Here is a 13495-nt window from a genome sequence, read left to right as displayed (position 1 = left end):
GCGGCCGGCGTCCTCGTGCGCGTGCGGCCGGTGTACTAGTGCTTGTGCGGCCGGTTGCGGATGAGGGTGAGCGCGAGCACGGCGGTGACGAGGAAGACGATCCCGCTGATCCGCAGCCCGGCCTGGACCCCGGAGGTCAGTGCCTCGGCGAGGGCCGCCCGGACCGGGTCGGGCAGCGGTTGGTCGCCGCTGGCACCGGAGGCCACCGCCGCCTGCACGGCCGTGCGGGTGGGTTCGCCGACCTGGTGCGCGGCGAGACGACCCGGCAGGTCGGCCACCATCGTGGTGGTGAGGAGCGTGCCGAGCAGGGACGAACCGAGCACCGAGCCGACCTGCCGGGCGGCGTTGACCGCCCCGGAGGCCATGCCTGCCTGGGCAGGCGCGACGCTGGCCATCGCCGCCGCCGTCGCCGGAGCCACCACCAGCGCGCTGGCCGCGCCGAACAGGGCGAACAGGGCCCAACGGTCACCGAACGACGTGGTCGGTCCCTGGTTCGCCAGGGCGAAGCTCGCCACCGCGGCGAGAACCAGGCCGAGGGTCAACGGCGCCTTGAATCCGGTACGACGGATCGCCCGCCCGGCACCGAAGGCGACCAGCACGTAGGCGCCGAAGAGCACCAGCATCCGCCAGCCGGTGTCCAGCGGGCTGAGCGCCTGGGCACGTTCATGGAAGAGCACCAGCAGGATCGCCACACCGGTGAAACCGAACAACGACACCGCGCCGACGACCATGACAGCGCTGAACGACGCGGACCGGAACAGCCGTACGTCAAGCATTGGCGCGCTGGTACGCAGCTCGACCAGCACGAAGGCGACCAGCGCGACGGCCGCGACGACCCAGGCCGTCGACACCACCGGGCTGGTGTAGCCGACCTTGCCGCCCTGGATCAGCGCGTACACGGCGGCGGCGATGGCGACGGTGCCCAGCAGCAGGCCGGGCACGTCGAGCCGAGCGGCGCTCGACCGGGATTCGGCCACCCCGACGATGGCGACGACGAGGGTGACCACGCCCAGCGCGATCGTCGACAGGTAGACGCTGTGCCACGAGTGGTGCCGCAGCAGGGCACCGGCGATGAGCGGGCCGAACGCGAGCCCGATGCCGGACGCCGCCGACCAGGCGGTGATGACCTCGGTCCGTCGGTGCGGGTCGGTGAAGGTCGCGCCGAGGATCGCCAGGCTGTTCGGCAGGATCAGGGCTCCGCCGAGGCCGGCGATCAACTGCCCGACGATCACCCAGGCGACCGTCGGACCGCTGGCCACGACAGCTGCGCCGATGATCATCGTGACGATCCCGGCACCGAACATGCGCTTGCGGCCGTAGCGGCTGCCCAGGGTGGCCCCGGACAGCACGACACTCGCCACCATCAGGGTGTAGGCGCTGGGAATCCAGACCACGGTGGTCGGGTCGACCCGCAGGTCCCGCTGGATCGTGGTCAGCGCGGAGACAGTGGCGGTGATCTGTAGGAACGTGATCATCGCGCCCAGACACATGGCGATCAGGGTCACCGGGCGGGAGCCGCGGAACGACGAGCGGGCAGTGGCGGCCGGCCCAGGTGGCGCCGCTGTGGGTGGGGTCGCTGTGGGTGGGGTCGCTGCGGGTGGAGTCGGGGCCGGGGCGCTGGTGGTCACTGAAGATCCTTCAGGCTAGAGTCTGACTTGCTTGTGCCGAAGTCAGCGCGACCCAGTGAAGCACCTGGCTACTCCTAACGCAAGTCAGGTACGCTGGACGGCATGGCAGACCTACGTGACGATCGCGACTCCTGGACGAGTGAGAACTGCTCGGTGGCCCGGGCGATGGACATCGTGGGCGGCAGGTCGACGGTGCTGATCATGCGCGAGGCCCTGCTCGGCACACGCCGCTTCGACGACTTCGTCCGCCGGGTCGGCGTCGGCGAGCCCGCCATGGCCGCCCGACTCAAGGAGATGGTCACCGCCGGACTGCTCGAACGAATTCCCTACCGCGAGCCCGGTCAGCGCACCCGCCACGAGTACCAACTCACCCAAAAGGGCCGCGAACTCCTGCCCGTCATCACCGCACTGCGCAACTGGGGCGACACCTGGGCCCCCACCGAAACCGGCCCCTCCGTCATCGCCACCCACCACGACTGCGGTGAACCGATCCGCGCGGTACTCCGCTGCGCCGCCGGCCACGAGATCACACACGGCGAGATCGACATCACCGCCGGGCCCGGACTCGTCAGGCGCGACTGACCAGAGCGTCACCGACCACGCAACCCTGGACCACCGGTTCCGGCCCGCGCTTCGCCGGCCGGCCCCTCTCGCGACACCCTGGCACGACCTCTCTCGCGTCACCTGCCCCGGCGGCAACCACGAGCTGGCGCGGCGCGGCGCGGCGCAGCGCGGCACGGCACGGCACGGCACAGGCGGCTCAAGCAGCACGGCACGGCGCGGCACAGCGCGGCACGGCACGGCACGGCACGGCACGGCGCGGCACGGCACGGCGCAGCGCGGCACGGCGCGGCGCGGCACGGCGCGGCGCGGCACGGCGCGGCACGGCACGGCGCGGCACGGCACGGCGCAGCGCGGCACGGCGCGGCACGGCACGGCGCGGCACGGCACGGCGCAGCGCGGCACGGCGCGGCACGGCACGGCGCGGCACGGCACGGCGCGGCGCGGCACGGCGCGGCGCGGCACGGCGCGGCGCGGCACGGCGCGGCGCGGCACGGCGCGGCGCGGCACGGCGCGGCGCGGCACGGCGCGGCGCGGCGCGGCGCGGCGCGGCACAGCGCCACACGGTCCTTAAATGATCGCGCCTGGCCCGGCCTGGTCGCAGAGGCGCCTTGATTGGCATTAGGCGCCGCCAACCATTGATCATGGCGACTGAAAGTGTCGTACACGTGTTCTAGTCTTGGGTCATGGTTGAGGAGTTGGCGCAGGCAGACGACGCGGTCGCCGCCTGTGTTGACGCTGCCGCCTGGGCTCTCAGCGAGGATGATCTGGTCGGTGCGCTGGAGGCCGCGCACCGGTTGGAGCAGCGTCTCGCCGCCGTCAAACTCGCCTTGGTCCGCGAGGTCGACGGTCGTGGCATCGCCCGCGCGCAAGGGGCCTCCTGCACCGCGGTCTGGTTGCGCGAAAGGCTGCGGCTGACCGTTCCGGCCGCCCGCCGGCTCGTTGACCTCGCCACCGCCCTGGACAGCGGCAACCCCGGCGTCCGCCAAGCGCTGGCCGACGGTGTCATCACCCTGGATCAGGCCCGGGTCATCACGGACACCGTCACCACCGTGCAGACCACGGCCGGCGCGGAAGCCGCCGACAAAGCGGTCGGTGTGCTCGTCGAGTGGGCCGGGCAGTTCGACCCCACCCTGCTGCGCAAACTCGGCACCCGCATCCTCGACCACGTCGCCCCCGACCTCGCCGACGCCGCCACCCAAAAAGCCCTGGACGCCGACGCCGCCCGCGCCGACCGCGACCGGCACCTCACCCTGTCCACACAAACCGACGGCCGCCTACGACTCACCGGCATCCTCGACGCCGAAACCGCCGGCCTTCTCCGCGCCACCATCGACCCACTCACCGCCCCGTCCGGACCGGACGACACCCGGACCCCCGGGCAACGCCGCCACGACGCCCTCACCGACGTCTGCCGACTCGCCCTACGCACCGGCGAACTACCCGACAGCGGCGGCGAACCCGCCCAGATCGTCGTCACCACCACCTACGACGAACTGACCCACCAACTCGGCACCGGCACCCTCGACACCGGCCCGCAACTCACCCCCGAGGTCGTACGCCGCCTCGCCTGCGACGCCGCCATCCTCCCCGCCGTCCTCAACAGCACCGGCCAACCACTCGACCTCGGCCGACAACGCCGCCTCATCACCGGACCCCTCCGCCGCGCCCTCGTCCTGCGCGACAAAGGCTGCGCCTTCCCCGGCTGCGACCGACCACCCCGCTGGTGCCACGCCCACCACATCCACCACTGGGCCGACGGCGGCACCACCAACCTCACCAACGCCGTCCTGCTCTGCGGCCACCACCACCGACACCTCCACCACACCAACTGGACCGTCCGACTCGCCAACGACGGCCACCCCGAATTCACACCACCCACCTGGCTCGACCCCAAACAACTCCCCCGCCGCAACCACTACCACCGACGCACGTAGGAGCCCTCGCTCGTCCCCCGCAGCCCCGGCCCCGCCCCGCACCTGGCCCCCGGGCCCCGGCTCCGCAGCCGGCCCCCAGGCCTTGGGCCGCGCCCACGCCCTACACCCCGACCCCGCGCCCCCTGGCGGCGCAACTCCCGCCGCTGGCGGTGGGCTGGCTCCGCACCAGGGCCTTGGGCCCCACACCCCGACCCCCACACCCCGGCCCCCACACCCCGACCCCCACACACCGGCCCCGCACCCGGCCCTGGGCCTTGGCCCACCACCCCCGGACCCCGGTCCCACACCCCAACCTCGGGCCTTTGGCCCTGCGCCCTCGCGCACCCCGCACCCCGCACCCCGCACCCCGCACCCCGCACCCCGCACCCCGCACCCCGCACCCCGCACCCGACATGATCGGCACGCGGCCCGTCGGTGGGGACGTGCCACGGGCCGGTTCATGGCGTCACCAACCGCCAGGCGTGGACCAGGGCTGGCACGTCGGGGTACCGGGCGGCTGGCGCCTGCCTCGTCGCTCGTTCCACGACCCGGCGCTGCTTGGCGGTGCCCCGCCAAGCCTCCGGTGTATCCCGCCGGCGCTTCGCGGCCCGTGCGGAACGGCGGTGGCCGGCGGCATCGCCGGTGCCCTCCGGCGAATCGAGCAGGTGGTGCAGGGTGCGGCCGAGCACGTGCACGGTGGTCCGCTCGTCGATGACCGCGCCACGGACGAACTCCTCCGGCGCCATGTAGCGGCGTGATCCCGGCAGCCGGTCCGCCTCCAGCACGAACGGCCCGGGTCGGTACTCGTCGAGGTCGACCAACCGCATTCGACCGGCGGCGAAGTCGTACAGGAAGCAGCCGTCGTAGAGGTCGACGGCGACGAGGCCGGCGGCGCTGACGGCGAGGTGGGCGTCGAGGATCGCGTCGAGCGCCGCCTCGACGTGCGGAAGCGGGAGCTGCTGGAATCGGGCCAGCGCGCTGCGGTCCGTGCCGTGCACGGTGGCATGGTTCAGCACGCTGCCGTCGTGCCAGGGGTAGATGAGCGTCGGACCAGCCGCGCCGTGGATCGTCCGGACAGGACGGACGATCGCCGGATGGCGGACTGCGGCGTGCATCGCGCAGGCCCGGGTGAGCGAGGCTCGGCCTTCGACCGTGACGGCCGTCTTGACGAGCCAGCGGCGGCCCGCCTCCTCGACCCCGTACGACAGGCAGCCGGAGCTCTGGGCGTCGAAGACCACGAAGGCGGACTCGACCGGCGGCACGGACAGTCGACTAATCGTCATGGATCCCCCGAGTCGACGTCCCGAAATGACGCGCAAAGTACCTGTTGTGTTACGAGCTTGTTTCCAAGATGACGGCCAGGTTACGGGCGCTTCTCGATGATCGGTACCGATCCTAGGTTTCGGCCACCGCCATCAGTCGTGGCGGCCGGCACCGAACGTGGAGGCAACGACGTGCCACAACCGAACACACATCGGACCGGACGGGCCAGGCACGGGATCAGCCTGCTGGCCGCGGCGGCGCTGACCGCCGCCGGCCTGACCAGCCTGCCCGCCAGCGCCACCGCGGCGCCGGCCAGCAGTGGACCGACAGTCCGCTACCTCGTCCAGCTCGACGAGGAGCCGCTGGCCACCTACACCGGCGGGGTCCCCGGGATCGCGGCCACCAAGCCGGCCGACGGCGCCAAGCTGAACCGCACGTCCGGGAACGCCAACGCCTACCGGGATCACCTGCGTCAGAAGCGTCAGTCGGTGCTGGACCGTGTCGGCGTGCCCGCCGAGCGCACCCGCGTCACCATGGAGACCGCGTTCAACGGCTTCGCCGCCGACCTGACCGGGCGACAGGCCGCCCAGTTGCGCGCCACCAAGGGCGTCCGAGCGGTGTACGAGAGCCGCAAGGTGCACGCCGCCACCTCACACACGCCGGACTACCTGGGCCTGACCGGCAAGGGTGGGGTGTGGGAGAAGGAGTTCGGCGGGGACCCGCACGCGGGCGAGGGCGTCATCGTCGGAGTCATCGACAGCGGCTTCTGGCCGGAGAGCGCGAGCTTCGCGCCGCTGCCCAGTCCACGCCCCGACCAGGCCATCATCGACGCGAAGTGGAAGGGCACCTGCGACGTCGGCGTCGAGGCGCCGGTCACCTGCAACAACAAGGTGATCGGGGCGCGTTGGTACAACGACAGTGGCATCGCCGACGCGTTCCCGGACGACTACGCCTCGCCGCGCGACCGTAACGGCCACGGCACCCACACCGCGAGCACCGCCGCCGGCATCCACGGCGTGCGGGCGACGTCGGGCACCCAGGACCTGGGCATGATCTCCGGCATGGCGCCGGCCGCCCGGTTGGCGATCTACAAAGCGCTGTACGACAACGGTGCGGGTGGAGCGACCGGCACCGACATCGACATCGTGCACGCCATCGACGACGCGGTCGCGGACGGCGTCGACGTGATCAACTACTCGATCGGTGACGACACCGAGCGGTTCGGGGCGGTCGACGCGACGTTCTTCAACGCGGCCGCTGCCGGGGTGTTCGTCGCCGCCGCCGCCGGCAACTCCGGCCCGTTCGCCAACACCGTCGACAACTCGACGCCCTGGCTGACCACGGTGGCCGCGAGCACGACCGACCGGCAGAACACCCGCACGCTCACCCTCGGCGACGGCACCACCATCGCCGGTGTGGGCATGGGCGAGACCGGCGTCGGGCCGGCCCGACTGGTCTTCTCGAAGGACAGCGCGGTCGACCCCAACAGCGCCTACGGTGCCAGCTTCTGCGCGGACGACACACTGGACCCGGCAAAGGTCAAGGGCGCGATCGTGCTCTGCCTGCGCGGCGAGGTCCCACGTACCGACAAGAGCATCGAGGTGGCGCGGGCCGGCGGGGTCGGCATGGTGCTGTACAACGACGAGCTGAACTCCCTCAACGCCGACGTGCAGACGGTGCCGACCGTGCACATCAACGAGGTCGACCTGGCCACGGTCACCACGTACGTCGCCAAGGGCAACGCCACGGCGACCATCTCGCCGAGCAAGCTGGAGATCGTCGAGGCTCCCGCGGTCGCCGCCTTCTCCTCGGCGGGCCCGTCGAACCTGAACGCCGGCGAGCTGCTCAAGCCGGACATCAGCGCGCCCGGCCAGGACATCATCGCCGCGTTCTCCCCGTCCATCGGCGGCAACGACTTCGCGCTGGAGTCGGGCACCTCGATGGCGGCCCCGCACATCGCCGGTATCGCCGCCCTGCTGCTGGCCAAGCACCCCGGCTGGTCGCCGGCTGCGGTCCGCTCGGCGCTGATGACCAGCGCGGTGGACAAGACCGACAAGGGCAACCCGATCAAGATCGGCACGTACGACGCCACCCCGCTCAACTACGGTGCCGGTCAGGTCGAGCCGGGTGGTGCCTTCGACCCGGGCCTGGTCTACGACTCCAACCAGCAGGACTGGATCAAGTACCTGTGCGGGGTGTCCGCCGACCGGGGCGGTGAGTACGGTCTCGGCGACCTGGACGGCTGCGACACGATCGGCGCGATCGACACCGCCCAGCTCAACTACCCGTCGATCTCGCTGGGTCGGATGGTGGGCACGCAGTCGGTCACCCGTACCGTCACCAACGTCAGCGACAAGACCAGCACCTACACCTCGTCGGTGCAGGCCCCGCCGGGCTACAAGGTCAAGGTCACCCCGGCCAAGATGCACATCAAGCCCGGCCGGACCGCCCGCTTCACCGTGGAGGTCACCAACACCGGCGGCGCGTTCGACACCTGGTCCGACGGTTCGCTGACCTGGCGTGACCAGTTCAAGCACGAGGTACGCAGCCCGCTGGTCGTACGCAACTCCGGGCTGATCGCCCCGGACGCCATCACCGGCAAGGGCACCTCCGGCAGCGTCCGGATCGCCGCCGAGGTCGGCTACAAGGGGAAGCTGATCTCGGAGCTCTCCGGCCTGACCGCGGGGACCAGCAGCGAGGTCACCCTGCACGGTGACGGCCCGTCCTGGGACTGGGGTTCGCTGGACAACCTGCCGGCACCGCTGCCCGCGTCCATGCACAAGAGCACGCTGCACGTGCCGGCCGGCACCCGCAACCCGTACGTGCACGTGACGTCCGACCTGCGCACCTGCTCGTACGACCCGGAAGATGGCGACGACACGACGGAGTGCGTCGAATTCGACCTCAGTGTCTACGACAAGGCCGGTAAGTACATCGGCGGCCACCCCAGCAGTCGCATCGGTGCCAAGGTGGAGCTGCCGGAGGGCCCCGGGGACTACACCCTCATCCTCACGCAGGTGTACACCGAGAACATGCCGGTGGGGCACGAGGACAGCACGTACACCATCACCAGTTACCTGCCGGGCGCGCCGGGCACCTCCGTCGGCCGGACCGTCGTCGACCCGAAGCAGCGCAGCGTGCAGCCGGGCGCGACGGCGAACCTGACCCTGCGCTGGTCCGGGCTCGCCCCGGGGAAGCGCTACGTCGGGGTGCTGGAGTTCCGCAACGGTGACGGTTCGCTGAAGGCCGTGCCGGTCACCGTCGAATCCTGACGGACCTGACAGACCTGACGGGCCGGCGGCCCGGTGCGTGACCCAGGTCACCATCGGTCCGCCGGCTGGCCGTTGGCCACCGCCGGAGTGATCTGCTCGGCCCACGGTGATCGACGGCGGCCAGGACACGACACGGGGCGGCGGGAGCCCATCTCCCGTCCGCCCCGAACGTCTGCGCGGGCCCGTCGAGTTCGTCGGCCGCGCGACGGAGCTGGCCCAGTTACGCCAGCTCGTCGCCACCCCGCCCTGCCTGATCCTGCTCGAAGGCGAACCCGGCATCGGCAAGAGTCGCCTGGTCGCCGAGTTGCTCGCCGACCTTCCCGGGCGGCACCTGGTCGGCGAGTGCGACGACGTGCCCGAGCCCTTCCCGCTCGGCGTCCTGCTGGACGCGATCCGGGGCAGCGCCGACCGACTGGGCCCGCTCAGCCCGGTGGCCGGCGCCCTCGTGCCACTGCTGCCCGAGCTGGTCGACGTACTGCCGGACGCGCCACCGGAGTTGGCCGACCCGGCGGCCGAGCGGCATCGCCTGCTCCGTGCCGTCGCGGCGGTGCTCGCCGCCCTGAGCCCCGCCACCCTCCTGCTGGAGGACCTGCACTGGGCGGACCCGGTGACCTGCGAGTTCGTCGGTTACCTGAGCACCCACCCGGTGGCCGGGCTGGCCGTGGTGTTGACCGCGCGTACGGCGACGCCGGGGAGCAGCACACCGATCCACGATACCCTTGCGCGGACTCCTCCGTGGAGCGTCACGCGCGTTCCGCTCGGTCCACTGGACGCCGACGACGTACGCCGGCTGGCGGCCCGCACCCTGCGGCTCGCTGACCCGCCGCAGCAGCTGACCGCCACCCTGCTCGACCGCACCGCCGGCATCCCGTTCGTGGTCGAGGAGGTGCTGCGTACGCTCGCCGAGCGGGGCGGCGACCCGTTGGCGGACGACAGTGTCCCGTTCGTCCTCCGGGACGTACTCCTCTGGCGGCTGCGCCCGCTCGACGAGGCCACCCGGGAGGTGCTCGGCGCGGCGGCCGTGCTGGGGATGACGCCCGATCAGCGCATCCTCGCCTCGGTGCTCAGTCTGGACCGGATGGCGATCGGCACGGCGTTGACCGCCGCACACCGGGCCGGCCTGCTGCATGACGCCGAGGACGGCCTACGGTTCCGCCACGACCTGGCCCGACAGGTGGTCTACGACCTGGTGCCCCGGGAAAGCCGGGAGTGGCTGCACCTGCGCGTCGCACGGGTGTTGGAGCAGGAGTTGCCCAGGCCGGTGGCCCAGTTGGCGCACCACTACCGTCGGGCCGGCAGCGGGGCAGACTTCGTCCGCAATGCCGAGGCGGCCGCTGACCTGGCCACCGAGCGCGGCGACGACGCGACCGCCGCCAGCTTCCTGCTCCAGACGATGGACATCGCCGAACTTCCCCGACCGGTACGGGTTCGGCTGGCCGCCAAGCTGGGCCGGTCGGCCATCGACGGGCTCAGCCAGGCCGAGGCGATCCCGGTGCTGGAACGACTGCTCGGCGACCGGCGGCTGCCGCCGGGTGCCCGCGGTGAGCTGGGCCTGGTGCTCGGGCGGATGCTGCGCCAGCAGGGCGAGGCGCTGCGCGGGTACACCGAGATCGAGCGTGCCGTGCCGTACCTGCGCGCGCCGCGCCGCAAGGCCCCGGCGCTCGCGGTCCTCGCCGCCCCCGACACCGTCGTCGGCCGGCACGTCGACGACCACCTGGCCCGCTGCGAGGAGGCGGAGAGCGTCGCCGAGGCCAGCGGTTATCCGGCGGCGCACCTCGCGGTCCGCATCGCCCGAGCCTCGCTGCTGTTGGAGCTGGGCGACCCGGCGGCCTGGGCGATCATCCGGGAGCTTCGCGCTTCCGCCGAGTTGGCCGACCGACCCCGCGAGCATGCGCGGGCCTGCTTGAACTGGGCCCAGGGCGCGCTGCACGCCGGTCACCCGGAGCAGGCCGAAGCGCTCCTGGCGGCCGGGCGGGTACTGGTCGACGAGACCGGGTACGAGCGGCTGGCGACCCTGGTGGAGGCGACCGAACTGTCACTGGACCGGGCCGCTGGCCGACTGGACGGACTCGCCGAACGGCTCCGCCGGCTGGTCGCCAGCGCCGAACGGATGCCGGTCACCCTCCTGGACGCGCGGGCCGAACTGGCGACCGTGCTGGCCCGTACCGCCGGCACCGCCAGCGGCGGCGACGACAGCGCCGAGGAGGTGGAGATGGCCGAACGGGCGCTGCGGGAGGTGGTGGCCGACGCGGGACGGGTCGGGGCGATCTGGCCGCTGGTGCAGGCGCTCTCGGCGTTGGCCCGACTGACCCTGGCTGAACGCCCGGACGAGGCCGTCCGGCACGCGACGGACGCGCTGGCGCTGGTACGCGGAAAGGGCATCCTGGCGTGGGCCGGCGATGCCGTGTTGGTGCTGGCCGAGGCGGCAGCCGCAGCCGGTGATCCGGCACGGGCCGCGGCGGCGGTCGCCGAGTTGGAGGCCGGGATCGCGGGCCGGGACGCACCGCTGGCCCTGGCCGCCCTGCGCCGATGCCGGGAACTCGTCCCGGCCTGACCACGCTGGCGTGGTGGCGGGCCGTCAACCGACGGCCCGCCACCGTGGATCAGAGGATGACCTGGTGCACCCGGTCGTCCACGCCGCGTACCGCCAGCCAGGCGCTGCCGTTGGCACCGGCGGCGGCCCCGGGCGCACCCCGGAACGCGTCGGTGGCGAACTCACCGCGTCGGAACCAGCCGCCCCAGGCGCCGTCGGTCAGGTTGCGCTGCCAGAGCCGGTTGTCGGCGGCCAACGCGAACAGGTAGACCCGGCCGGAGGTGGCGAGCAGGGTCGGGCTGCCGCTGGTGGTGCCGCCCAGGTTGGCCCAGGCCGACCAGGTGGTGCCGGTCCGGCTGCTCCACCACACCTCGTCGGTGCGACTGCGGACCGCCACGTGCAGCACGCCGGCGTCGTCGACGACAGCGCTCGGCCGGCCGTAGAACGGCCGGTCCTCGGGAGCACCCACGCCGGTCCAGCCGGCGCTCGGCGTGCGCGACCAGAGCTTGCCGTCGGCACCGCGGGCGACCAGCGTCCACCGCGTCGGGCTGGTCCAGGCCACAGTGGGTGCGTCGGTGAGCGTGCCGCCGAGGCTGTGCCACGGTCCCCACCTGCCGGCGACGTAACTGCGCTGCCAGGCAGCGTTGTCGGTGCCGCGGACGAAGACGTCGATCCGCCCGTCGGCGGAGCCGTACGCCGTCGGCTGGCCGAGGATCCGGCCGCCGACCGGGCCGCCGAGGGAGGTCCACCGGCTTTCCCACGTCGTACCGGAACGGGTGTTGACCGTCAGGGCACCCTGAGCGTCGCGGACGAAGGCGGTGGCGTGCGTGTCGTCCACCCGGACCAGCGCGGGGCTGGCGCTGGCGGTGCCACCGAGGTCGGCGCCGGCGACCTGGTCGGTGCCGGTCAGGCCGAGCATGGCCACCCCGTGTGCCGGCACCTCGACGGTGTACGAGCCGGTGAACGGCTGTACGCCCGGGGTGCCCGGCTGGGCGTCCACCGTGGACCGGGACCACAGGTCACGGACCCGGACCGACCCGCCGAGAGCGACGTCGGCGAAATTCACGGTGATCTGCTGGACGGTGTCGTGCCGGTTGAGCAGTGCGACGGCCCGTTTGCCGGAGCCGGCGAGCACCTTGCTCCAGACCTGCGCGTCGGTGCCGGTGTCGGCGACCTTGACACCCTGCCGCACCAGCGGGTCCTGGTCCACGGCGATGATCTCCGGGTTGGTCAGCGCCGAGATCATCTCCTGCGGCAGGCCACGCGGGTCGGAGCCGATCACCAGCGGCGCGGCCATGATGGCCCACATGCCGAGCTGCGTCTTGGACTCCTCCAGGCTCAGCTCGTACCCGCCGTCGGGCAACGGACGCATCGGCAGCAGGTAGTCCGGGTCGTTGTAGTGTCCCGGCCCGGTGGCCGCCGGGTGGTACGCGTTGACGTCCATGTTGCGCAGCACCCACGGGTACGCCCACTGCGGGGTCGGGTCGGTGAGCCCGACGTCGGTGTAGGTCCGCCAGGAGTCGGCGATGGTGGGCGCGTACGTGTAGCTCCAGGTGGAGAGCTGCTCCGGGGTGTACGGGCCGCCGCCCCAGTCCGAGCTGACCGGGTTGCAGATGTTGAGCAGCATCGGTCGGGGTGACTGGCGGACCGCCTCGGCCAACTCCCGGAAGGTGGTCTCCGGGTCGAGGCCGGCGGCCCGGCCGCAGAGCCAGTCGGCCTTGAGCGCGTCGAAGCCCCAGCTGGCGAACTGGGCGATGTCCGCCTGGTAGTGGCCGTTGCTGCCGAGCCCGCACTGCCCCGGCAGGTAGGGGCCGGCGTCGGTGTAGATGCCGGCCTTCATGCCCTTGCTGTGGATGTACGCCGCCAGCGCCGCCATTCCGCCGGGGAAGCGGGCCGGGTCGGCGACGAGGTTGCCGGCCTCGTTACGCGGGGTGGGCGCGGCCCAGTTGCCGTCGATCCAGACGTACGTGTAGCCGGCGTCGCGCAGGCCACTGTGGACCATGTGGTCGGTGACCGACCGCACTTCGGCCTCGGTGGGATCGCCACCGAGACCGAAGTAGGTGTTCCAGCCCTGGTAGGGCGTGGGGGCGAGCCCGCTGTTGAAGAAGGTCGGCGCGCCCTGGTCCTCCGCGCCGGTGGCCGTCGGGGCGTGGCCGGGGCGGCCGGGCCCGTGGCCGGCCTGCGGTGGGTCGGCGTGGGGTGGGCCGGCCATCGCCGGCACGGGGCTGGCCAGGCCCAGGCCGAGCACGGCCAGGGCAGCGGTCAGCTGTCGGTTCAGGCGCATGGAGGTACTCCTGTCCCTCGGGGGTGGGGGTGGTGGTA

Annotated in this window: 8 protein-coding genes; 5 read left to right on the top strand and 3 right to left on the bottom strand. The window is 72.6% G+C overall.

Features of this window, described 5'->3' with window-relative positions; genetic code table 11:
- Positions 1-35: 35 nt before the first annotated feature.
- Positions 36-1628, bottom strand: coding sequence for an MFS transporter (locus EV382_RS28285; protein WP_130406824.1), 1593 nt, complete (start codon positions 1626-1628; stop codon positions 36-38).
- A 102-nt stretch (positions 1629-1730) separates the two neighbouring features.
- On the opposite strand from EV382_RS28285, the gene EV382_RS28280 reads away from it, so the two are divergent.
- From EV382_RS28280 to EV382_RS28270, 3 genes are all read left to right on the top strand, one after another.
- Positions 1731-2210: a winged helix-turn-helix transcriptional regulator gene (locus tag EV382_RS28280; protein ID WP_130406822.1), complete on the top strand. Its 480-nt coding sequence runs from the start codon at positions 1731-1733 to the stop codon at positions 2208-2210.
- Positions 2110-2763, top strand: coding sequence for a histone H1-like repetitive region-containing protein (locus EV382_RS34025; RefSeq protein ID WP_425271946.1), 654 nt, complete (start codon positions 2110-2112; stop codon positions 2761-2763). The genes EV382_RS28280 and EV382_RS34025 overlap by 101 nt, the downstream gene beginning before the upstream one ends.
- A gap of 112 nt (positions 2764-2875) precedes the next feature.
- On the top strand, positions 2876-4126 hold the full coding sequence (locus tag EV382_RS28270; RefSeq protein ID WP_130406820.1) for an HNH endonuclease signature motif containing protein: 1251 nt from the start codon (positions 2876-2878) through the stop codon (positions 4124-4126).
- A gap of 437 nt (positions 4127-4563) precedes the next feature.
- Here the strand turns inward: EV382_RS28270 and EV382_RS28260 are convergent, their stop codons facing one another.
- Positions 4564-5388, bottom strand: coding sequence for a protein kinase family protein (locus EV382_RS28260; RefSeq protein WP_130406816.1), 825 nt, complete (start codon positions 5386-5388; stop codon positions 4564-4566).
- A 171-nt stretch (positions 5389-5559) separates the two neighbouring features.
- Between EV382_RS28260 and EV382_RS32945 the strand changes: the two genes are divergently transcribed.
- Together EV382_RS32945 and EV382_RS33855 are read left to right on the top strand one after the other, a co-directional pair.
- Entirely contained in the window at positions 5560-8640 is a 3081-nt protein-coding gene (locus EV382_RS32945) for a S8 family serine peptidase (RefSeq protein WP_165435876.1), read from the top strand.
- A gap of 106 nt (positions 8641-8746) precedes the next feature.
- Positions 8747-11194: an ATP-binding protein gene (locus EV382_RS33855; RefSeq protein ID WP_130406812.1), complete on the top strand. Its 2448-nt coding sequence runs from the start codon at positions 8747-8749 to the stop codon at positions 11192-11194.
- Positions 11195-11243: 49 nt separating this feature from the next.
- Here EV382_RS33855 and EV382_RS28240 read toward each other — a convergent pair whose 3' ends face one another.
- A complete protein-coding gene (locus tag EV382_RS28240) occupies positions 11244-13457 on the bottom strand; it encodes a DUF8189 domain-containing protein (protein ID WP_130406810.1) in 2214 nt (737 codons plus the stop codon).
- Between the last annotated feature and the right edge of the window lie 38 nt (positions 13458-13495).

Source organism: Micromonospora violae (genome assembly GCF_004217135.1).
GTDB classification, from domain to species: Bacteria; Actinomycetota; Actinomycetes; order Mycobacteriales; family Micromonosporaceae; genus Micromonospora; species Micromonospora violae.
The sequence above is the reverse complement of the archived record's forward strand: the minus strand, read 5'-3'. Positions and strand labels throughout refer to the sequence as shown.

Bases quoted from the DNA above. Each gene is read 5' to 3' on its own strand.
- EV382_RS28280 (WP_130406822.1), top strand. From the start codon at position 1,731: ATGGCAGACCTACGTGACGATCGCGACTCCTGGACGAGTGAGAACTGC.
- EV382_RS28270 (WP_130406820.1), top strand. From the start codon at position 2,876: ATGGTTGAGGAGTTGGCGCAGGCAGACGACGCGGTCGCCGCCTGTGTT.
- EV382_RS28260 (WP_130406816.1), bottom strand. From the start codon at position 5,388: ATGACGATTAGTCGACTGTCCGTGCCGCCGGTCGAGTCCGCCTTCGTG.
- EV382_RS28240 (WP_130406810.1), bottom strand. From the start codon at position 13,457: ATGCGCCTGAACCGACAGCTGACCGCTGCCCTGGCCGTGCTCGGCCTG.